Origin of the sequence: Salmonirosea aquatica, from assembly GCF_009296315.1 — a bacterium.
GTDB classification, from domain to species: domain Bacteria; phylum Bacteroidota; class Bacteroidia; order Cytophagales; family Spirosomataceae; genus Salmonirosea; species Salmonirosea aquatica.
This window is the reverse complement of sequence record NZ_WHLY01000002.1, coordinates 5,854,176-5,873,421: the sequence shown is the minus strand read 5'-3', so window position 1 is coordinate 5,873,421 and position 19,246 is coordinate 5,854,176. Positions and strand designations below refer to the sequence as shown.

Here is a 19,246-nt window from a genome sequence, read left to right as displayed (position 1 = left end):
AATTATTGGAATAGGCCGAGGTTGGCGTGCAGGCGGTTTTCCGAAAGCGCCCGGTATTCGGGCTTGATCTCGAAGCCGATGTAGTTGCGGCCCATCTTGCGGGCTACGACGGCGGTGGTACCCGCTCCCATGAACGGGTCCAGGACAATGCCTCCCACGGGGCATCCCGCCTTGATGCAGTCGACGATGAGGTGTTCGGGGAAAGTGGCAAAATGCGCTTCTTTGTAAGGTCGGGTGGCCACAGTCCAGACGCTTCGCTTATTGGCTTTTTCAGTTTGGCAGGGGATATCGCCATGGGCTTGGTTGCCGCCGCGTGAGTCGATGGACGGCCTGGGGATGCGGGAGTTGACCTTCTTGCTGTGTTCGTTTTTCCTTATCTCGACACCATTGCCCTTTCTGACATCATCCAGTGAACCGTCGATGGCCCGGCCCCATGCGTATTTCTGATGCTTGATGTCCACCTTGCGGGCAGTTTTGATAGCTTCTGCATCGAAATAATAACTCGGGTTTTTCGAGAGGAGGAAAATGTACTCGTGGGCCTTCGTACAGCGGTCGCTCACGCTCTCCGGCATGGGATTCGGCTTATTCCAGATGATGTCCTGGCGCAGGTACCATCCGTCAGCTCGCAGGGCGAAGGCCAGCATCCAGGGGATGCCGATCATGTCCTTGCTCTTGATTTCGGTGTGCTTCTGGTCGGTGGGGCGGGTTTGGTTCTTGCCGCCAATCTGATGCTGGGCGCCGTTGAACGAGCGCCCGGCGTTGTAGCGCTCGTTCTGGTACTCGCTCGAATAGCTTTGGCCTGATTTCCCTTTGCCCGCCCAATAGGAATCGCCGATGTTGATCCAGCAGGTGCCCTCATCCTTCAGGACCCGGTGCACCTGCCGGAAGACGTGCACCATGTGGCCGATGAAGGCTTCTGGTGTATCCTCCAATCCCAGGCAGCATTCCACGGCCGGAACTGCAATCTCGAAGCCGAACAAGCGGTAGCGGATTTCGGGCCAAACCGTTTTCTTGATTCCATAATCGCGTAGCGCGTAGTAAGGCGGGGATGTCACGCAGGTATTGATGCAGCGATCGGGCAGGGTAGTCAGGCCCGTCAGGCAATCGGCGGGGTGTATTTTGTTGAGCTCTACCATATCAGAAACTAGGAGGATTGAACTGTTTGCCGCATTTCGAGCAGGTGACGGCTGATCCTGTGATCGGGTCGCCGATCTGGCTCTGGTGCTCATAGATAAGACTGTGGCGCATCTGCGAGGTGTAGCCCGCCCAGGCCCGGAAGGTGTGCCAGTGGATGACCTTCCCCGAGGCGGTGAAATGCACGGCGTCACCATTCCCGTCATGGGCGCAGGTATCTGGGATGCCGTCTACGAATGCAGTACTACCATCCGGCAGGGTGATCAAATCGGCGTGGGTGTCGTTCATTTCCTGCGGGATTGGGCGGTGGGAGGGAATTCGATGATGTTGAACATTTCGCGCAGGCGGTCGACGAGACGCCCGCCGTAGAACTCGGTGAGCTGATCCAGGGTGAGGTTGCTGGTTACGTGGGTGGTATGGTGGGGCACGGACCGGTAGCGCTCCATGAGGATGTCCTCCATGACGTTGCGCTCGTTGCCGTAGCTGACCGCCCTGCTCTCGTCGCCCAGATCGTCGAAGAAGCGTCCGGCGATGCTATGGCCCCAGTGGCTGGGCGCATCGACGGGCCGGTTGGAGCTGTACTTGCCCAGCGTAGACATGGCGTTGTCCTTGGCCAGGAACTCATCGACAATGTTCTGGCAGACGTGGACTGAGTAGGGGCCCTTGGGATTGAAGCTGCACAGCTCCATGAGCCAGGTCTTGCCGCAGCCGCGCGGACCGGTGAGCATGATGCCTTTCCGTAGCTTGAAGCCCGCCTGCTCGAAGCGGGGGTCGGAGGTGAAGTACAGACACAGCAGGTTGAAGGCCGAGCGGATGTCGGCGTCGACGGCGTAGGGCTGCTCGTCGCCCCGGTCGAGGAGCCGGGCGCTGCCCCGCGCTACGATGAAATCGGCGAACGATTCCGCATCAATGGCCGGGTACTCGTGATCGGCGGTGACCTTACGGGCGTAGGCGGCCTTGTAAAGGCTCAGGCCCTTGGCCGTTCGGGCCATGAGGATAGCCTGGTCGGTTTCTTCGTCCGTGAGATCAGGCAGTACGCGATGCTCTGAGTTCCACGTCGCAAGTACTTCCCTTTCCGAGGTACTCAGAATGGGCACGGCTCGTAGGGCGGAGAGTACGTCCTGTTCGTGGGAAAGGCTGTTGGTTGTTTGCATGGGGGGTGTTATTAAGTTTTGATGTCTCTTTTACCTGGTAATGGATTCGCATCCATGACTTGAAATGTTTCCTTATGTCGGGCAGGTCTTTGGGAATGTGCTCGTCGCCCTTTTTTTCGCGGATGAACAAACCCAGATCGCGAAGGCAGTCGTCGGTGGATATTTTATGGGTCATCGAAACGTCTTCAATCAGCAGGCTGTTGGTGGCCAGAGTCTCGTAGTATTCGTCCAGGATTTCAGGGGAACTTTTTGGCGCAACTTTTTGAGGGGGATGCAGGGGGATTGTCTGGGTAAGTTGCTCGCGATTGGCTTTGACAAAATTTGGAATTTCCTCGCGCGGGGGGAGGGGGGTGGATTTAATTTTTCTTCATTATCACTTCCATTACCATAATCACCATCATACCCATATTCGGCTTTTTTGGCATCCCCTGGGTTTTTTGGGTTCTCATTTAACCCAGTGGGTTCTTTGGGTTTTTTATCGGGCTTAACGGGCCGCCCACCCTTGCTCCCGTTTTCCCTATTGCGCTCTACAACAGCGTTGTACTTGCGCTCGTCAATATCAAACTGGGCCTTTACGAATAGGAAGGCAATATTTATAGGCGAATCGGCGGCGGGTTCAGCTCCTTCTATTTGGTATTCATAGACCGCCCGAATGAATTCCCCCAGCATCTCGTTGGACATTTGTTTCAATGCTGGGTAATGCAGTTTGTGCATTAAGAATGCGTCCCGTTCCTGTATCATATATAAGTTGGTTTTTGGGTTGGAATTCGGTTAATATTTAACCCACTGGGTTATTTGGGTTTTAAGTGAAAATAGTGTTTGTATCGAAGCGCTCTTTGTACATGCAAATCCTATAAAGTTCTTTATGGATCGCTTTCAAGTCCAGGTTTTCAGCATGTCCGTATCCGCGTTCACTTAATGAAGTGGGATAATAATTTCGGGCACATACCTCTTTAAAAGCAAGTCCATTTATTCCAAAGGAATAGGTGTATAAATGCAGTTCGTAATTCGACTGGGCGCTGTAGATGAAATTAGATTTTAGGTCAATGGAGTCGCCGATAAGCACCATTTGAATGGAGGGCGGATACTTTATTCCAATCCTTTTCAAATAGGAGATTAGACCCGAAACATATCTTGAGCATTGAGCCAAAGCGTCTGCATCAATCGCACCCTTTTTCAACTCATATACCGTTATGGAATAGCACATTTTTTGGTTATGCATATACGTAGTGATTCCCACCATGTCAGGTATGCCGTATGCCCCCAAATTAAATTGCCTGAATACCTTGTCGTGACGGTACGATGACAATCCTTTTTTACGAACCAAGTCTGCATCAGATCGGAAGATCATATCTTCTAAATCCTTCTCTTGAAAATCCATAGGGTATAAAAAAGACCCGAAGCGGGTAGGAGCCGCAACGGGTCAAAAGGTGTTGAACCTTTGGATGGGTGAGAAAGGCTCCTACCTCTCCCTCACGCATCGTGTACATAGCAAATGTAATAAAAAACTTATCTAAATTAACTGAACATTTAATTTAATTCTGATGAACCTTTTGTGTGATCCAGCACCAGACTCACTATCTCACGGCACATGCTGGCGTAGTGGCCGGGCTTGTGCAGTGAGGTGATCGTGCGCTGATCAGGCTGGCAGTCGAAACCTCCGGCCGACGCCATGGCCGTCTTGACATCGGGCAGCAGCGAGGCGGGTACCCTGCCGAAGTACTCGTCGCGGAAATAGACGCCGTAGTGTTCTACTTCGCAAGCGGCGGGTGGTGCGTCCTGGAAGGCCATGTTTTCGATGGCCGTGAATTCCATAATTCCTAGTTCCATAGTGTTGGGGGGGAAGGGTTAGTTATTGATACCCGGGCGCAGGAATTCCATATCGCGGCTGACCTTGCCGACGCAGACGCGTAGGACATCCAGACCGACCGTGGACATGGTGTGGACCTCGCAGCTTTCGGCGTGTTCGACGGGAAGGATCAGGATAAAATCCTCGCCTGCACTGAGGCGATCGATGGCCCGCTGGCGTATCTGCTCTTTTTTCTGGGATTCGTCGAGAATCAAATTGGGTTCGTTCATATGTAGTTTTGGTTGTTGTGAATCAGGATTTTACGCTGTCGAGCGCCTTTTGGAGTAGGGTGGCGAGGTTCTTCACGCCCAGGTCGCTGTAAATCTCAATGGAGGGCACGAACGCTCCGTCCACCTCGATCTCAACGAGGGCCACCATGATGAAAGGGTCGCCGGTTTCCAGGTGCCGCATGGCCATACCGCTGGCCATGGTCGGGGTGATGGGTAGTACGGTCGGTTTGTTTGTATTGGTCTTTCCCATAAGTGCGGTTATGATTTCAGGCGGCGTATGCATTCTTCCAGCAGGTCGATGGCGTTGTCGGTGGGCAGATTGCTGTACAGGACGATGCCCGGTTCGGGGTGCTCGATGAGCACGGCCATGGCGTAGGAGTCGTTGTTGTCCAGGTGAATGCGGACTTTCTCGGCGCTTTGGGCGGGCGGGGCATAATGGATTTCGGCCATAGGGATAGGGGAGGCGGGATAGCACCCGCCTCCGTTTCGGGTTGGTTAAGCGGCTCCGTCCGTTTTGGCTGGAAGTGCGTCCAGTGAGTAGTCGGCCAGGGGATCGATGGCCATGTAGTAACCCTGGGAGACCAGCTTGTGCTCGGCGGAGACCGTCAGTGTTTCGGCGCGGTAGACGCGGTGCAGCTTGATGTACTCGCGCATTTCGGCCACGCTTTCGGGGTTGGCTGGCTCGTAGGTGAAGCGGGCGATGAACCAAGTCTTGGAGGGGTCGGCCTTGCTGGTGATGCGCTCGGGCTTGACGGTGATCACCACGTCGCACAGGGATTTGCGCTCATACAGAATTGGTTCGAGCAGGCGGTACAGTTCGTTCACCGAGGTGTTGTTGAACATAATGGAGGCCACGCAGCTGTCGGTGTCGATGAAGAACAGCTCCGCCCACATCTCGCGCAGCGAACGTCCGAACAGGCAGTCCTCGAAGATGCGGTAGGCGATGGGCTGGAAGGAGAAGGAGGACATCAACCGGCCTGACTTGTCGGTGAGCACGGTATCGCCGTAGAGGTTGAACTGGCCGTTCTGGCCGTTGAAGCGGTACTCGCGCGGCCGGCCCTCAAAGTACAGGTACTTGGCCTGCATAGTTTCCTCACCGGTGGATTCATCCACAGCGGGTACCATGAACTGCGATTCTTTGTCTTTTTCTGATTGCATGATTGAAAACTGGATTGATTGTGAAAATTGATTGAGTTGGGAATTATTGAGTAATCGATTTGAAGTATTTCTTGCGGGCGGCGGGTTTGATGGCGACGGTCAACTGTTTTTCCCAGGCCAGCATCTGGGTGTCGATCTGGCTTTTGATCTCGATCAGGGGAGCGGATTGGAACTGTAGGAACTCACAGAGGTCATGGAATTCCGATATCAGCCCCTCTACCACCTGCACGTCCTGAGCCCATTGCCGCTCATGCAGGGGTACCTCAGGCAGGTCTTCCGCTTCTGCGGACTCGGCCGCGGGAAAAACGACGACCTGAATGGGTGGGGGCGGTGCCGTACGTTGCTGCTGCATTTCGAGTTTTTCCTTTTCCAGCGCCTCCCGCTCAGCCCGCAGTTGGGCCTGCTGGGCCTTCAACTCCTCAGCCTCCTGCTGGCGCTGGATCCGCTGCGCCTCGGCCTGACGCTCATTCTCTATACGTTGGGCATCCAGTATATCGAATTCAGCTTTCAGGCGCGTCAGTTCGCGATCGAAGTCGGCATCGTCGAAGCGTGCCACATCCTCATGGGATATGAAAAAGCCGCCCAGCTCATAGGTGACGCCGTTGAAGACTGGCTTATAGGACATGATCAGCTGCACGCGGTCGCGGATTTTCTGGTTTTTCCGCTCCAATTCCTCGCGTTCGATGCGGGCCCGCTCGCCCTCGTACCAATCCTCGCGGGCCTGCAATTCGGCTTCGATGGGTTCGAGCTGGATTTTGATGGCATTGGCCATGTTGTTGTTGCGTTCGATGGCCTGCTTGTGGTCCTCGTTGAGGTACTTGCGGGCCTTGTCGACCTGCACGCGGGCCTGCTTGACGGTAATGCGGGCGCGGCGCACGGCCTGGTAGCCGATCTTGTCGTCGGCATTGAGAATGGTCAGGCCCAGGTAATTTTCGCGCATCAGGGCGATGTTGCGCTCGATCTGATTGATGACCGTCAGCCCGTTTTCGGCTGATGCCTCGGGAATCACAATCCCAAGGCGCTCCGGTACTAGTGTTTCTGACATAGGAATAGGGTTAAGGTTAGTCACGGTATTCGGTATGGGCGTACTCGCCGGTGGTGTCGTAGAAGTCGGTACCCTGCTCACTGGCTCGTAGTTGCAGAATGTGATTCAGGTAGGCCTCCCCACGCAGGCACTGGCCAGCCGGACACGCGCAGTCACGGCATGGGGAGGACTCAGCGGGGGGATTTTCGGGATCGGGCATAGGTGCAGCAGAACAGGGTGAGAAGAAGCAGGATGGTCAGAGTCATCAGCCACTGGCTTACGGGCGGGACGGGGTGCGTCCAGACGCCCCACAGGATGCGGCCAAGCAGAAAGATAGGCCCCGCCATAAGCAGGGCCATGTGACGGGCGGGCATCAGGCGGCTACGGGAACACCGACACCCAGTATGCCCAGCACCTTCTCGACCGCCGAGTCGAACTCCTGCTCGGTGCAGGGGCGGCTGTGGGTGCCTTCGATGTAGCGGGCCTGGAAGCCCGTGCGCTCGATAGAGGGATTGAAGTCGTAGACTGAAACGATGGTGACGCTCGCACCCTCACGCTTGAAGTACTGGCCACCACCCAGGGAGACGAAATAGACTTTGTCCTGATTTTCCATTTTCTTTGCAGCTTATTAAGTTTTGATTTTTACACCCCGCTGGTATTTTGCTGGCGGGGTGTTTTGTCGTTTGACTTATCAAAATTAATAAAACATTTAATATAAAAAAATAAAACTGATATTTTTTTATTCAAAGGCCAGGGCTGACATCACGCGCTGCTGGATCACGTCGGTCTTGAAGTGCTTTTTTGCGAGGTAGTCCATCAGGCTCTCGATGCTGTAGGCCACGCGGCTGCCCTGCATCTTGTATTCGAGCTCTCCGGCCTGCTTGCGTCGGTGCAGGGTTATGGCGCTGCAATTGAGGATAATGGCCGCCTTTTCGCTGCTGACCCACTGGTGGGCGGCCAGTTGGGATTTCATCAGCAGGCCCAGCTGGTCGGACAGCTTCTCGACCCGCTGCTGCAACTCGTTGAACTGGGAGAGGGGTACGACCTGGAATCCATCATTAGCATTACCGTTAATTTTCCGGCTGTGTCTGATGCGGTCGGCCTCCAGTTTTTCCAGGGCCGAAATGATAAGTGCCTCCGTGGTGGGACGCACCTTCTTTCCCTCGCAATACCGCATGACGGTCTGATAGGCTTTCAGGCCCGCCTCCTCTGCAACACGCTCGAAACCAAACTCTTTCACCCTTTTTCGGGCTATATCCCTAGGTACTTCGGCTGCGCCTTCCGTCAGGATACGTCGGCTGTGATTTTCCATGCTCATTCGATTTGTTTTAGCCGTTTAGTAAGAATAATCCGCTTTCTGATAATTTTATTAATTTCTGCTTATAATTGCTTATCAATACTACAACAAAAGTAATATTAATTATCAAAACTTAATAAAAAAATTAATTCAGATATGACTGAAAGCAATGAGATTCGGTCGGCCAAGCTCAAGCGCTACCTGGACACCTATGCGGACGGAAAGCAGACCGTATTCTCGGAGATGGTGGGGATACTGCCCGCCAACCTGTCGATGATGCTGGCCGGCAAGCGGCCGATCAGCAACCGGATGTGGGAGCGCATCCACGACCGGCTGGGTGTGCAGGATGAAACCATACAGGTGGATTTGCAGACGGCGGCCGGCCGGGCGCTGAGCCGCACGGGCAGCGAGGGGGCGCAGCTGCGGCGCTACCTCGACCAGCACGGCATCAGCCAGAAGGAACTCTCCGACCGCATGCAGGTCAGCACGGTGGCCGTGCACAACATGCTTAAGGCCCGGCGCTTTCGGGCCGACACGCTGGCCAACGTGCTGGAGGCCCTCGGAGTGAGCGAGGACGTGCTGATGCAGAAGAAGCGCGGCGCGTCGGTATCGAATTTCGTGCCGCTGGTGAAGGCCGGGCAGCGGCGCAATCCCGACTTCGGCAGTATGTCGCGCGTGGACCTGGGCAACCGGACGGTGGGCGCGGGCAGTATCCTGATCGAGGTGGGCAACGACTACATGCAGCCCGCGCTATTGCCCGGCTGGCAGGTGATCGCCGCCGAGGTGGCCGCCGACCGCTGGAAGTACACCACGGGCCTGGTGGCGGTGTTGTTCGCCGACGAGATCGTCATCCGGCGCATCCGGCGCAACGAGCTGGTGACCAACTCATGGCTGACGCTGGAGTGCGACGATCCGGCCGGCCCGGTGGTCACTGTGGAGAAGCAGGACATCCAGCGGATCTGGACGATCGAGAGCATTTTCTACGGGCCCCCGAAATAGGTATGGCAGTAAGCGTAAGGACGGAGCTCAACAGCCGGGCCAACGCCGACGGCACGCATACGGTGCTCATTCGGTACACGGCCCAGCGCAAGCCGAAGCGGGAGGCTACGGCGGTGCATATATTGAAGAAAGACTACAACCCCCGCGCCTCGTTTGTGAAGGCCAACTGGGTGCGGGCCTCCTGCCCCCATGCGGCTGACTTCAACCGGATACTCCGCGACCGCATCAGGTTCATCATGGGTGTGATCGAGACGATGGAGAAAACCGGGGGGGTTGATGTCGCCAAGTTGCAGAACGAGTTGACCCGACTCGACGGCGGCGGCAAAGAGCAGGCACAGGGCCGGCCATGTTTCATCGCCTTCTTCCGGGATGAAATAGAAAGACTGAGCCAGAACCAGCGCCGCTACGCCCTGAATTACCTGGCGAATTACAACAAGCTTCGGGAATTCGCGGGCGAAAAGCTGTATTTCGACGAGCTGACGGTCAAGTTTGTCAAAGACTACTACGCCTGGGAGCTCAAGCGCAACGGCGTGGGCACTGTCAATAAATCGATTTCCCGGATGTGGGGCATCTACAACCAGGCCGTCCGGGAGGGCGTGGTCGAGAAGGCCAACCCCTTCGGCCTGCTTACCCGCAAGAAGGCGGCGAAAGTCAACCGGCGGCGGCTGACGTTTGCCGAAATAAAGCTGTTGGCCGACCTCCAGATTGATCCCACCCAAAAAGGCAGCATGATTCGCGATGTGTTCCTGACGCAGTTCTACGTTCACGGCATGCGGGTGGGCGATGCGATGCTGCTTCGGGTCGGTAACTTCCAGCGGGCGGGCGGGCGGATGGTGCTGAGCTATAAGACCGAGAAGACCGACGCGGCATTGGTGGGCATTGAGCTTTCACCGCAGGCGGAGATCATTGTCGCGCCCTATCTGGATGGCAAAAGGCCCGATCAGTTTGTTTTTCCCTTTCTGGACGATGACAAGGACTATTCGGACGCCTACTTTCTCAAAAGACAGATCGAGGCCAAGGTGGCCTACTACAATAAGATCATCAAACGGCTGGCCAGACGGGCGGGCATCGAAAAGCCGGAAGAGATAAGCAGCCACGTGGCGCGCCACAGCTTTGCCGATCTGGCAAGGAAGTCCGGTGCCAGTGTGTACGACATCTCCAAGGGGCTCCGCCACAGCAGCATCAGCATCACCGAGATGTACCTTTCATCGTTCGATGACCGGGCGGTCAATAGCCTCAATAACATTTACCAAAGCAAGGATGATGAGGCGTAGGCTGCTGAAACATTGCCGAAACAATTTTGATAAAGAAAAGCCCGGAAGCTTTTATCAAATTTAAGAAGCTCCTTGGCTTGGCATATTATAATTGATAATGAAAACAGGGGTTGGATTATCATAGAAGTGTTCCCCTATGGGTCACCAAATTGTCGACAGTTAGTACGGAAAAACACTAAAAACCACTCTTGGGAGCTTCCGAGAGTGGTTTTTCATTTTTTAAGTGTTATCTTGGCGTAACCAGTATCAAGGAATGTTCCTGAAATTGTTCCTGAGTTATGAGCCAGATAACGTTCGATGCCGAGCTGGATCCTTATGAAAAAAAGGATGGGACCCATACCATCCAGATCCGGATCACCCAACTGCGAAAAAAAAGAAGAATTTCTTCGGGTGTGTCAGTTTTAAAAGCCCATTGGAACCCCGAAAAAAAAGAAATCCGTAAGGCTGATCCACTTTACCGCCAGAAAAATGCGACGGTGAAGGCTAAAATTCTGGAGCTGGAACAGGAATATTTAAAGAGTAGCCTGCGCAGGCAACCGGTCACGGCCACAGGATTAGTGCGGAAATTGAAAAAAGAAGTCCTGGGGGATAGCTTTCTTCAGTACGCCGATCGGAGGATTGAGATTCATTCTAGCCCAGCTACCAGAAAGGCTCAGCGGTCGGTCATCGCCAAGCTCCGCGAGTATCGCCGTCAGGAGGATCTGCTGTTTTCGGAGATAGATTACGAATTCCTGGAAGCTTATCAACGGCACCTCAAACGCCTGGGCAACTCGACCAATACCATCCATGCCAATTTCAAGACGATCAAGGCGCTCTATAACCATGCGGTGAAATCGGGCAATTTCGAGCCGGAGCGCATTTCGCCCTTTGCACGCTTCTCAGTAAAAAAGGAAAAGTCCAAGCGAGCCAAGCTAACCGAGGCGCAGATTGAAGCATTGGCCAGGTTGGAGATCCGCCCGGATATCAATGAATTTCACGCCCGTAATATTTTCCTTTTCTCTTTTTATACCCAAGGTATGCGGACAGCTGATGTGTTGCAGCTGACCTGGGGACAGGTGGATAAGGACCGCCTGACTTATACGGCCCGCAAAACCGGCAAGGCACGTTCGATCAAACTGATTCCGAAAGCAGCGGAGATCCTGAATTATTACCGCCTCTCGTACCAAAAGCCCACCGATTACGTGTTTCGTTTTCTGAAAGGGAAAAACCGGAAACATTTCACGGAGGATCAATGGCTGGGGGTGATATCGGCAGCCAATGCCCTTATCAATAAACACCTGACAGCCCTGGCAGTGAAAATAGGAGTGCCCAGCATCAGTATGCACGTGGCCCGTCATAGCTTTGCCGATATAGCCCGCCGAAAAACGGGGAACGTGTACCTAGTGAGTGAAGCACTCGACCATTCTTCGGTATCCGTTACGGAAAATTACTTTGCTTCGGCCAAGCGCGAAGAGAATGATGGGTTTTCTGATACTGTGTATGGAGTAGATGACTAAATAACTCTAAAAAGAATTCGCGAAAGACTTGCACGTCAAAAACGTTAGTGCATACTTAGAGTCATCAAAACAACGATATAAAACACTGATAGACAAATGAAAACGACTAATCTAACCTTCGCCACAAACTACCGGGACCAGGCATTTGAAACGACTGGCACCAGCCTGATGATCGTACTATTGGAAGGGGGTGCTTACCTAGTCACCAGCCGTAAAGGAGCCCAGGTATACCTTAAAAAAGGCTACGAGGTTCAATAGTTGAGCCTGATTTTTAGCCCAAAGCTCTACCGACTTGCGAATCTCATATTAGCTTAGCTGAGGAGAATTCTTTTGTAATAATTTAGTAGCATTATAACAACTACTTATTGAACAATTCTAGCAAGTTTATATTAATTATACGAATTATTATGCATTTGTAAATTCTGCTATTGGACGATTACTCTCAAACACGTACCTTAGTATTGCAAAAAAACCACCGTGAATTCACGATGGTTTTGCCTATGCTATTGAAAAGGACGATGAGCGTGCAAACTTTCCGTCCGATCAATATAACCCGACACAAAATAGGCAATTGTGTCACATCCCTTATATGCCATGCATAAAGGTAAAAAAAAGAACGTGGCCAAAGATTGGCAACCGTTCATCAGAGTATTCACCGAGTTATCAGCTTGGATCAGGCTACTTCTTCAGCCTTTTCTAAGGAAATGGTCATCCTTTGAGGATCCGTTTCCGAGCTTATTCATTAGCTGATAACTAGTCCTCTCTTTTGGGAGGACTTTTTTCATATGTATATATTATACAATTGTATAACACTAACTGTTATACAAATATATAAACAATCATTATTAACAGCAACAACTACACATAAATAAATATGCTCACAGCGAACTTTTCTCTATTTTGTCCTATAAATATTTACTGTCAATGAAACCTCAAAAGCTATCTGGAATGTAATTCTGCAATAGTTTATACTTCTAGTATGGCCTTTTTCAAACTGTATTTTGGATTTTTGCTCTTTTAATGAAATGACGTTCACACCTTAAGTTGTTGAACACATTAATTTGCAGTTCTATAACATCAAACCCCGCAGCCAGGTGGCTGCGGGGGTTCTTTTTGCCTTTCCCATCCCGAAATCCCGTCCTTTTGTGCCGCCGTCGCTGTCCTGAATTTTGGGCTATGGCAAAGCAGATCGTGAAACGAAAAGTGGCGATGGCCAGCCTGCGGGCCGACGACGCCCAGGGCCAGCCCAGCATCCACTCCATCACCTACCGGCGTAAGGACGGCACCCTGGGGCACAAGCCCCGGGTGAGCAAGAGCTTCCGGCACCTGCCCGGCGCGGGCAAGTACCGCGGCCAGGTCAGCCTCAATCACGAATTCCTGTTCCGAAACCACGACGAGACCGATGCCCACCGGCAGCACTTCCGGCTGCTGATCGACCTGCTCGTAGCGGTGGACGGTGCCATCATCGACCACACCAACGGAGAGTACACGTAGCATGTTCAAACCCATCGAATCCAATTTCTTCGTCGTCGGCGATAAACGAGGCCGCAACCAGGTCGGCGTCCAGTTGTACGCCCGCGACACATCCTACTCGACCGACGAGGGCCTGTTCAACATTTTCGAGCACGTGCGCTGGGGCCTGGGCGACAACCAGCCTAACCTCATGCGTCGGCTGATCCAGAAGAACACCAGCGTACGGTCGCTGCTTGAGACCCACCGCGACATGATGTTCGGCTCGGGCGTGGGCTTTTTCAAAAAGATCATCGTCGACAACAAGGAGCAGCTAGTACCCTACACCGATTCCCGCCTGGAAGAGTGGAAGGAAGCCACCGAGCTGACCGACTATGTGATCAGCGCCATCAACCAGCGCGTCGACAACGCCAACGTGTTCACGCGCTGGCAGTACGACCCGCTCGGCGACTGGTTCCTGCTCAGCGTCAGCGACTCGTTCAAAACCCGCATCGGCCGGCGCGACCAGAAGCCCGGCTTCCTGGTGAACCCCTACTTCGGGCACCACAGCTACTACCAGATCGCGCAATCGGAACGCATCCCGGCCTTCAACCGGCTCGACCGCGACTACAATGTGGCCCGCACCGTGACCATGAGCCTGGGCAACGAGCTGATCCCGGGCCAGCCCAACTACGCCTTCCCCAGCTGGTGGTGCGCCGAAGAAGCCATCGAACTGGCCAACCTCATTACGGCCTTCCACAAAAACGGGATCCTGAACGGCTACAACATCAAGTACCTGATCAAGATGCCCCAGGACTACTTCGATAAGGAGGGCTCGCGCAACCTGGACTCGAAGGAGATCAAGGCCCGGTGGAGCAAGTGGGGCGACAACCTGAGCAGCTGGCTCAGCGGATCGGAGAACGTCAACAAGTCGATGCTGGTGAAGTACATGCGCGGAGCCGATCAGAAGGCCCTGGACTCTGTGATGGTCGAGCCCTTGAAAAACCTGATGTCGGACGACGCCTACGACAAGGTCTGGAACAATACCAACCAGGCCATCACCAACTCGGTGGGCATCCTGCCCACGCTGGGTGGCGTGAAAGCCGGCTCCGGCAACGACTCCGGATCGCAGATCCGGGTGATGGCCGACTACCAGCAGCACTTCCGGACGCCGATCCCGCGCTACATCATCCTGAAGCCCGTTAACCAGGCCCTGCGCATGATGGGCTACACCGACGTGATCGCCAGCTTTAAAGAAGTCCAACTCAAAACCCTCGATGCCAACCCGATGGGGAAAGAGGCCGTCGTCAACCACGGACAATCTTAATCCACACATTCAATGCTCCTAACACTCGAAAAATTAAAAGCTCAGCTGGGCGGCGTCCAGGCCAAGCTCAACTTCGACACCGTGCTGCCGTTCGTGCGGGTGGCCGAGCGGGATTTCCGCCGGACGGTCGGCCCTGAACTCTACGACTACCTGGCCGGACTCGAAAGCGCCGAAGGCGACGAAGCGGAACTGGCCGAGCTGGCCCACGGCTGCATTGCCTGGGCGGCCTACGACATGGCGCTGCCGCACCTGAAGCAGCGCGTCGGCGACCTGGGCATCACCAAGGTGTCGCCCGCCAACACGGTGGCCATCACCAAATGGGAGTACCTGGACATGCGCGACTCCAACATGGCCATGGTGGACCTGTGCTGGGAGTCGTTCTGGCAGCTGCTGGGCGAGCTCGACCCCGAGGTCTGGAAGAGCTCACCCGCCCGCAAACGCTACAACCAGTATTTCATCCGGACGGCCGACGAGCTCTATCGGTACATCGCCCTGGCCGGCCGTAACCGTCGCTTCTTCGACACGCTGACCGAATACATCCGCCGGGCCGAGCAGCTCTACATCGAGGACGTGCTCACCGAGACGGTCTTCGAAGACCTGAAAGACAAATGGCAGGATCCTGACGCTAACCTGACTCCGCTGGAAACGAAGCTGATCGAGAAGATCCGCCACGCCCTGGCCCCCCTGGCCATCTACGAAGCCTATCCCTACCTGCCGATCAAGGTCGATGAGTCGGGTCTGCGCGAGATCCGGAGAAAGGACGGCACCCAGGAGGAAGAGATCGCCGACAAGCCCTACCGCCAGGCGCAACGCCGGCAACTCTTCCAGGACGGCCAGCTCTTCCTGGCCAAGCTGCGTGGCTTCCTGGATAAAAACGCAACCGAGACCACCTTCGCCGGCTACTATGCCCTTAACCTGGTGGCTGATGACTACTCCGAAGACTTTGAAGATTTTACGAATAAAGCCCACATAATCCTGTAATCTGTATGAAAAGAATACTCCTGGGGCTATCGCTCCTGTTTGTCACACTGGGCGTAGTGACTGCCCAAACCTCGGTTTTCTTCCCGCCCGGCCGCCTAGCCAGTGAGGAGTACGTGAGGCACTACGTCGATTCGGTGCTCAAAGCCCGACCAGTCGTTTCGCTGCCCCCTGTGATTCCTTCGACGCCCGAAGGGCCGGTTCTGGAACCCTGCAAGGCCGGACCGGAGATTCGATCCATTGGCTCGGTCACCGATCAATCGCTGGTCGTCGTTTTCCACGGCGAGAAAGTGCTCGGGATGGATTATCAGATCAGCCAATCGGGTACGGCCCGGCGCACCGGCAAAATCGAGCCCAAGTCCAACACCCTAACGATCGGCTACGAAACCCTTTCGCCGGGTACCTACACCTTGCAACTGATCGGAAACACCTGCCAGGGTACCTCCGAGCCACGGGAATTCACGGTCCCGAAATCCGTAGGGGAAACATCACCGACCGTTCCTACGAATCCGGCACCCATACCCGACCGGACGCTGGGACCTCAGTACACCTACGTCGGCCGCACCGATACCACGTATCTGGACATTGTACTCGCGCCTACTGACAACGGGTACCTGATCACCGACCGGGCCAGCTTCCCGCTGCGCGCCGGCTACGAGTACTGGTACTCGATTAATAATACTGTAGTCAAGAGCGCCACCCCCCTGAAAGACTACGCTTACCATTCCCGATCGGGTGTGCTGAGCATTACCAAGCATCACTACATCACCGGGCTGGATTATACCGCCCGCTGGAACACCTCAGAGCCCGGCAACACCTGGTACAATCAGAATGCTTCTTACAGTTGGGGACAGCGCTCCGACGTGGGCGGGCAGTCGATCCTCCTGCTCAACTCCGACGACGACGTGCAGGGCGACCTGGCCTGGCTGGACATCACGCCCGGCTGGTACCAGGGCGAGCACACCATGAGCTGGCCTTACCGCGCGCCGGCCAACAGCGTGACGTCCGGGAAAATGCTGGGGTACAACGCCAGCGTCGCCGGCATCAGCAGTAAACTGCGCCAGAGCCGGGGCGAGACGCACATCACCGACGCCAGCCTGCCCCTCTCCCAGCAATTGGGCCGTGTGGTGGGCTGCCGGGTGCTGGGCATCACTACGACCACCGGCAGCCGCGACTATTACCGGGCGGCCGCCGACCGCTGGCCCCTGCACGGGGCGGCGGCCTTCGAGACCAACGAGGGCGAGATCTGGCTGCCGCACGGCAGTACCCAGGTACGCCAGATCATGGAGCGGCTCACCGAACGCTATAAGCAGGCGGGGTACCCCTATTTCCTTTCGCCCGATTACGGCGGCTATGGCTTCATGACGAAGCCCATTTGGGAGGCGGATCAGCGCTGGAAGTACAGCGCCAGCGGGCCGGAGCTGATCATCAGGGACGAATATTTCCGCAGCTACGGCGGTACCATCAATACCGTGAACGTGAAAAACTACGGTAGCGATCCGGTGGACTTTGGTCGTTCGATCTACAACCGACTGTCGCATTACGAAGTAATTAAGCGCGCGGGTTATAAAGCGATCGGCTTCACCTGGAATTTCCTCGAGATTTTCCAGCAGGGTTATGCACCCGGTTTTGCCTGGCAAAACAATATCTCCGGACATACGGTACTGACGTCCTCGCTGGCGGTATTGCCCTACGAGGAAGCCGTAACGGACGGTTTTGTGAGTATGTGGTACGGCGACGGGCTGTGGGTGTGGGATGGCCAGAGCACCCGCAACCGGGATGCAACGACGCTGAATCTGAGCTACAACCCGGCGAAAACCACCTTGAACGGTCTGCGTATTCGGGCCGACCGGACGACTTTCGAGGGAGAATTCCAACCCGAGCCGGATGCCGCGCTCGACGGGTACTATGTTGGCGCCATTTCTCTGACCAGCCAATGCCGGCAGACCGAGGGCGGTGAAAGAAGGTACCTTCCTTTCTCCATCGATGGGAAAAGCTACGGTGTTGAGCCCGATGGCTCGGACGTGCTGACGGCCAACCGCGAAAAGCGGGGCATCTGCCAGGTCCGCGTGAAAGGCAACCAGGCTACGGTATTTTTCCTGGACCCCTACGCTGGCCTGGAATGGCGGAATTTCTCGGTATCGATCGGTGGGAAAACCTTCTCCGGACGCGTGTTCGGCAAGCGGCCCCACGTGGCTAACGTCACCTTATGAAGCCACAGGAATCCTTCTTTACGAGGCCACTTGTTCTGTTCACCATCAGCTTCGCGCTTACGGCCATAACTGTCAGTTTTATACACATGGTCTGGAAAGGCTGCCAGCACGAATCACCCCAATCTAAGCTTGAAACCGCCGCCGAAAAAGTGATCAAGGCCCGGATCGAATCCCAAACCGCCCACGATGCCTTTCTCCTTAAAGATGCCCAAGTCCAACAAACCAAGCAGGCGTTCGACAGCCTGGCTCACCGGATTTATGGTAATGAACCTGGCCTGGCTCCCCAGCGCGACAGTCTGCGCGCAGTCATCGAGCGATCCGTTCAGGATAGCCTACGAGTCCGCGCTGCTCGACAGCATGCTGCTTTACCAAAAACTCAAACCCCTCCATCGTAACCTCGAGCGCGCCCATGAATACCTACGCCAAGAAAACCAGGCCCTTCGATCCGAGATCCATTTCCTGCGCCTTGAACAGCGCATGCAGGCGGATCAGTACGAGGCGAAACTTCTGGCAGCTGAGAGCCGCATCCGAAAGGCTCGCTGGAAAGGCCGACTGGAAGGCTTCCTCGCTGGAGTCCTTACCCCGATCCCTTAACGCATTCAAGATGAAAAACTACCTCGCCGACCTCGGTCAGGCATTCGACAACCACATGAAATTTTTACATGACAACCTGGCGGCCGCCCTGGTATCGCTCGGCGTGGGGCTGGGCATCTGGCTACTCGAGTTCGTGGAGCTCTACATATTCGCCGACTTCAAGTACCTGGTGTATTTGCTGATCATGATGGTGCTCAACGCCATTTCGGGCATCAGCCGGCAGAACTACCTGAGCCGCACCGACCCGGCGCTGTACCCCAAGCCCACGGCTAAGGTGTTCCGGGAGAAGACCTTCTCGAAGCTGGTGTACTACATCGTCACGCTTACCAGTATCCACGGCATCGCCCACTTCAACATCAAGAGTTCGGAAGTGACACTTTTCCATGGCTTGGAGTACGCGGCCCTGGTGACGATGATGGCTACTGAATTCTATTCCATCCAGGAGAACTACGCTGTCCAGGGCAAGAAGACGATCCTGAGCGTGGTCTGGGATAAGGTGAAGGATTATGTACCCTCCAAGAAACCGCCCGTACAATAATGGAAATCCTACAAAAACGCGTCAAGCGGGGGAAGAACAGTACCCTGTCGATCCTGTACATTAATGGAGTCCGGCGCGGTTACGTCGTGGAAGACAAGGACCGCGACTTGCATTCTACGATGACGCTCGAAGCCATTAAAGCGACAAAAGTCCACGGGCAGACGGCCATCCCGACCGGGCGCTACCGGGTGAGCCTGCGCGAATCGCCGACTTTCAAGCGTACCTACCCCTGGCTGTTGAATGTGCCCGGTTTCGAGTACATCTACATCCACAAGGGCAACTGGATCAGGGACACGCTGGGCTGTGTGCTGGTGGGCCTGAGCTGGGGCTACGAGGGCGGCGAGTACTGCGTCCGGCAGAGCAAGGATCTGTTTGATCCGATCTCCAAAGAAATCACGGCGGCCCTGGCTGCTAAGGAAGAAGTGTGGTACACCATCGAGCAGGCGTATGAGGATGCGGCTGGAAGGTTGCTGGTGTAAGCCTATGTCGGAAATGCTGACATTTGTAAAGCGATAAGTCTAAAATCTCGGAA

General features: G+C 55.0%; 27 protein-coding genes. 11 read left to right on the top strand and 16 right to left on the bottom strand.

Annotated elements, in window-relative coordinates; translation table 11 throughout:
- Positions 1-2: 2 nt before the first annotated feature.
- The 16 genes from GBK04_RS25395 to GBK04_RS25320 all read right to left on the bottom strand — a co-directional run bounded on the left by GBK04_RS25395 (position 3) and on the right by GBK04_RS25320 (position 7,861).
- Positions 3-1,136, bottom strand: coding sequence for a DNA-methyltransferase (locus GBK04_RS25395; RefSeq protein ID WP_152764622.1), 1,134 nt, complete (start codon positions 1,134-1,136; stop codon positions 3-5).
- Position 1,137: 1 nt separating this feature from the next.
- A complete protein-coding gene (locus tag GBK04_RS25390; protein ID WP_152764620.1) occupies positions 1,138-1,422 on the bottom strand; it encodes a hypothetical protein in 285 nt (94 codons plus the stop codon).
- A complete protein-coding gene (locus tag GBK04_RS25385; RefSeq protein WP_152764618.1) occupies positions 1,419-2,126 on the bottom strand; it encodes a P-loop NTPase family protein in 708 nt (235 codons plus the stop codon). The genes GBK04_RS25390 and GBK04_RS25385 overlap by 4 nt, the downstream gene beginning before the upstream one ends.
- Before the next feature lie 34 nt (positions 2,127-2,160).
- Entirely contained in the window at positions 2,161-2,463 is a 303-nt protein-coding gene (locus GBK04_RS25380) for a hypothetical protein (protein ID WP_152764616.1), read from the bottom strand.
- A 14-nt stretch (positions 2,464-2,477) separates the two neighbouring features.
- The gene (locus GBK04_RS25375) at positions 2,478-3,029 is read right to left on the bottom strand and encodes a DUF6291 domain-containing protein (RefSeq protein ID WP_152764614.1); all 552 of its coding nucleotides are present in this window, start codon (positions 3,027-3,029) and stop codon (positions 2,478-2,480) included.
- Between the two features lie 61 nt (positions 3,030-3,090).
- Positions 3,091-3,669 (bottom strand): PDDEXK family nuclease, encoded by a 579-nt coding sequence (locus GBK04_RS25370; RefSeq protein WP_152764612.1) that lies wholly within the window; start codon positions 3,667-3,669, stop codon positions 3,091-3,093.
- Positions 3,670-3,818: 149 nt separating this feature from the next.
- On the bottom strand, positions 3,819-4,118 hold the full coding sequence (locus GBK04_RS25365) for a hypothetical protein (protein ID WP_152764610.1): 300 nt from the start codon (positions 4,116-4,118) through the stop codon (positions 3,819-3,821).
- Between the two features lie 18 nt (positions 4,119-4,136).
- Complete coding sequence (locus GBK04_RS25360) at positions 4,137-4,367, bottom strand: hypothetical protein (protein WP_152764609.1); 231 nt, start codon at positions 4,365-4,367, stop codon at positions 4,137-4,139.
- 22 nt (positions 4,368-4,389) lie between these two features.
- A complete protein-coding gene (locus GBK04_RS25355; RefSeq protein ID WP_152764606.1) occupies positions 4,390-4,617 on the bottom strand; it encodes a hypothetical protein in 228 nt (75 codons plus the stop codon).
- Between the two features lie 8 nt (positions 4,618-4,625).
- Positions 4,626-4,817: a hypothetical protein gene (locus GBK04_RS25350; RefSeq protein ID WP_152764605.1), complete on the bottom strand. Its 192-nt coding sequence runs from the start codon at positions 4,815-4,817 to the stop codon at positions 4,626-4,628.
- A gap of 45 nt (positions 4,818-4,862) precedes the next feature.
- Entirely contained in the window at positions 4,863-5,525 is a 663-nt protein-coding gene (locus GBK04_RS25345) for a hypothetical protein (RefSeq protein WP_152764603.1), read from the bottom strand.
- Between the two features lie 43 nt (positions 5,526-5,568).
- Positions 5,569-6,570, bottom strand: coding sequence for a hypothetical protein (locus GBK04_RS25340; protein ID WP_152764601.1), 1,002 nt, complete (start codon positions 6,568-6,570; stop codon positions 5,569-5,571).
- Positions 6,571-6,586: 16 nt separating this feature from the next.
- Positions 6,587-6,769 (bottom strand): hypothetical protein, encoded by a 183-nt coding sequence (locus GBK04_RS25335; protein WP_152764599.1) that lies wholly within the window; start codon positions 6,767-6,769, stop codon positions 6,587-6,589.
- Positions 6,741-6,923, bottom strand: a complete 183-nt coding sequence (locus tag GBK04_RS25330; RefSeq protein WP_152764596.1) for a hypothetical protein — start codon at positions 6,921-6,923, stop codon at positions 6,741-6,743. The genes GBK04_RS25335 and GBK04_RS25330 overlap by 29 nt, the downstream gene beginning before the upstream one ends.
- Positions 6,923-7,162: a hypothetical protein gene (locus GBK04_RS25325; protein ID WP_152764594.1), complete on the bottom strand. Its 240-nt coding sequence runs from the start codon at positions 7,160-7,162 to the stop codon at positions 6,923-6,925. The genes GBK04_RS25330 and GBK04_RS25325 overlap by 1 nt, the downstream gene beginning before the upstream one ends.
- A gap of 126 nt (positions 7,163-7,288) precedes the next feature.
- Positions 7,289-7,861, bottom strand: a complete 573-nt coding sequence (locus GBK04_RS25320; RefSeq protein WP_152764592.1) for a hypothetical protein — start codon at positions 7,859-7,861, stop codon at positions 7,289-7,291.
- 141 nt (positions 7,862-8,002) lie between these two features.
- Between GBK04_RS25320 and GBK04_RS25315 the strand changes: the two genes are divergently transcribed.
- From GBK04_RS25315 to GBK04_RS25270, 11 genes are all read left to right on the top strand, one after another.
- Positions 8,003-8,845 (top strand): XRE family transcriptional regulator, encoded by an 843-nt coding sequence (locus GBK04_RS25315; RefSeq protein WP_152764590.1) that lies wholly within the window; start codon positions 8,003-8,005, stop codon positions 8,843-8,845.
- 2 nt (positions 8,846-8,847) lie between these two features.
- Positions 8,848-10,119, top strand: coding sequence for a tyrosine-type recombinase/integrase (locus tag GBK04_RS25310; protein ID WP_373331332.1), 1,272 nt, complete (start codon positions 8,848-8,850; stop codon positions 10,117-10,119).
- A 278-nt stretch (positions 10,120-10,397) separates the two neighbouring features.
- Entirely contained in the window at positions 10,398-11,615 is a 1,218-nt protein-coding gene (locus tag GBK04_RS25305) for a phage integrase SAM-like domain-containing protein (RefSeq protein ID WP_152764586.1), read from the top strand.
- Between the two features lie 96 nt (positions 11,616-11,711).
- Entirely contained in the window at positions 11,712-11,873 is a 162-nt protein-coding gene (locus tag GBK04_RS31090; protein ID WP_373331331.1) for a hypothetical protein, read from the top strand.
- Between the two features lie 855 nt (positions 11,874-12,728).
- Positions 12,729-13,109, top strand: coding sequence for a hypothetical protein (locus tag GBK04_RS25300; RefSeq protein WP_152764584.1), 381 nt, complete (start codon positions 12,729-12,731; stop codon positions 13,107-13,109).
- A gap of 1 nt (position 13,110) precedes the next feature.
- On the top strand, positions 13,111-14,391 hold the full coding sequence (locus tag GBK04_RS25295; protein WP_152764582.1) for a hypothetical protein: 1,281 nt from the start codon (positions 13,111-13,113) through the stop codon (positions 14,389-14,391).
- A gap of 12 nt (positions 14,392-14,403) precedes the next feature.
- A complete protein-coding gene (locus GBK04_RS25290; protein WP_152764580.1) occupies positions 14,404-15,372 on the top strand; it encodes a DUF6712 family protein in 969 nt (322 codons plus the stop codon).
- 5 nt (positions 15,373-15,377) lie between these two features.
- The gene (locus tag GBK04_RS25285) at positions 15,378-17,582 is read left to right on the top strand and encodes a hypothetical protein (protein WP_152764578.1); all 2,205 of its coding nucleotides are present in this window, start codon (positions 15,378-15,380) and stop codon (positions 17,580-17,582) included.
- On the top strand, positions 17,579-17,977 hold the full coding sequence (locus GBK04_RS25280; protein WP_152764576.1) for a hypothetical protein: 399 nt from the start codon (positions 17,579-17,581) through the stop codon (positions 17,975-17,977). The genes GBK04_RS25285 and GBK04_RS25280 overlap by 4 nt, the downstream gene beginning before the upstream one ends.
- A 14-nt stretch (positions 17,978-17,991) precedes the next feature.
- Positions 17,992-18,714, top strand: a complete 723-nt coding sequence (locus tag GBK04_RS25275; RefSeq protein WP_152764574.1) for a hypothetical protein — start codon at positions 17,992-17,994, stop codon at positions 18,712-18,714.
- A complete protein-coding gene (locus GBK04_RS25270; RefSeq protein ID WP_152764572.1) occupies positions 18,714-19,193 on the top strand; it encodes a DUF5675 family protein in 480 nt (159 codons plus the stop codon). The genes GBK04_RS25275 and GBK04_RS25270 overlap by 1 nt, the downstream gene beginning before the upstream one ends.
- Positions 19,194-19,246 lie beyond the last annotated feature (53 nt).

Excerpts from the sequence above, each read along its gene's own strand:
- GBK04_RS25315 (WP_152764590.1), top strand. The coding sequence starts at position 8,003 with ATGACTGAAAGCAATGAGATTCGGTCGGCCAAGCTCAAGCGCTACCTG.
- GBK04_RS25320 (WP_152764592.1), bottom strand. The coding sequence starts at position 7,861 with ATGGAAAATCACAGCCGACGTATCCTGACGGAAGGCGCAGCCGAAGTA.
- GBK04_RS25285 (WP_152764578.1), top strand. The coding sequence starts at position 15,378 with ATGAAAAGAATACTCCTGGGGCTATCGCTCCTGTTTGTCACACTGGGC.
- GBK04_RS25395 (WP_152764622.1), bottom strand. The coding sequence starts at position 1,136 with ATGGTAGAGCTCAACAAAATACACCCCGCCGATTGCCTGACGGGCCTG.
- GBK04_RS25325 (WP_152764594.1), bottom strand. The coding sequence starts at position 7,162 with ATGGAAAATCAGGACAAAGTCTATTTCGTCTCCCTGGGTGGTGGCCAG.
- GBK04_RS25385 (WP_152764618.1), bottom strand. The coding sequence starts at position 2,126 with ATGGCCCGAACGGCCAAGGGCCTGAGCCTTTACAAGGCCGCCTACGCC.
- GBK04_RS25335 (WP_152764599.1), bottom strand. The coding sequence starts at position 6,769 with ATGCCCGATCCCGAAAATCCCCCCGCTGAGTCCTCCCCATGCCGTGAC.
- GBK04_RS25375 (WP_152764614.1), bottom strand. The coding sequence starts at position 3,029 with ATGATACAGGAACGGGACGCATTCTTAATGCACAAACTGCATTACCCA.
- GBK04_RS25330 (WP_152764596.1), bottom strand. The coding sequence starts at position 6,923 with ATGCCCGCCCGTCACATGGCCCTGCTTATGGCGGGGCCTATCTTTCTG.
- GBK04_RS25340 (WP_152764601.1), bottom strand. The coding sequence starts at position 6,570 with ATGTCAGAAACACTAGTACCGGAGCGCCTTGGGATTGTGATTCCCGAG.
- GBK04_RS25290 (WP_152764580.1), top strand. The coding sequence starts at position 14,404 with ATGCTCCTAACACTCGAAAAATTAAAAGCTCAGCTGGGCGGCGTCCAG.
- GBK04_RS25275 (WP_152764574.1), top strand. The coding sequence starts at position 17,992 with ATGAATACCTACGCCAAGAAAACCAGGCCCTTCGATCCGAGATCCATT.
- GBK04_RS25380 (WP_152764616.1), bottom strand. The coding sequence starts at position 2,463 with ATGACCCATAAAATATCCACCGACGACTGCCTTCGCGATCTGGGTTTG.
- GBK04_RS25390 (WP_152764620.1), bottom strand. The coding sequence starts at position 1,422 with ATGAACGACACCCACGCCGATTTGATCACCCTGCCGGATGGTAGTACT.
- GBK04_RS31090 (WP_373331331.1), top strand. The coding sequence starts at position 11,712 with ATGAAAACGACTAATCTAACCTTCGCCACAAACTACCGGGACCAGGCA.
- GBK04_RS25350 (WP_152764605.1), bottom strand. The coding sequence starts at position 4,817 with ATGGCCGAAATCCATTATGCCCCGCCCGCCCAAAGCGCCGAGAAAGTC.
- GBK04_RS25295 (WP_152764582.1), top strand. The coding sequence starts at position 13,111 with ATGTTCAAACCCATCGAATCCAATTTCTTCGTCGTCGGCGATAAACGA.
- GBK04_RS25305 (WP_152764586.1), top strand. The coding sequence starts at position 10,398 with ATGAGCCAGATAACGTTCGATGCCGAGCTGGATCCTTATGAAAAAAAG.
- GBK04_RS25355 (WP_152764606.1), bottom strand. The coding sequence starts at position 4,617 with ATGGGAAAGACCAATACAAACAAACCGACCGTACTACCCATCACCCCG.
- GBK04_RS25360 (WP_152764609.1), bottom strand. The coding sequence starts at position 4,367 with ATGAACGAACCCAATTTGATTCTCGACGAATCCCAGAAAAAAGAGCAG.
- GBK04_RS25310 (WP_373331332.1), top strand. The coding sequence starts at position 8,848 with ATGGCAGTAAGCGTAAGGACGGAGCTCAACAGCCGGGCCAACGCCGAC.
- GBK04_RS25370 (WP_152764612.1), bottom strand. The coding sequence starts at position 3,669 with ATGGATTTTCAAGAGAAGGATTTAGAAGATATGATCTTCCGATCTGAT.
- GBK04_RS25280 (WP_152764576.1), top strand. The coding sequence starts at position 17,579 with ATGAAGCCACAGGAATCCTTCTTTACGAGGCCACTTGTTCTGTTCACC.
- GBK04_RS25270 (WP_152764572.1), top strand. The coding sequence starts at position 18,714 with ATGGAAATCCTACAAAAACGCGTCAAGCGGGGGAAGAACAGTACCCTG.
- GBK04_RS25365 (WP_152764610.1), bottom strand. The coding sequence starts at position 4,118 with ATGGAACTAGGAATTATGGAATTCACGGCCATCGAAAACATGGCCTTC.
- GBK04_RS25345 (WP_152764603.1), bottom strand. The coding sequence starts at position 5,525 with ATGCAATCAGAAAAAGACAAAGAATCGCAGTTCATGGTACCCGCTGTG.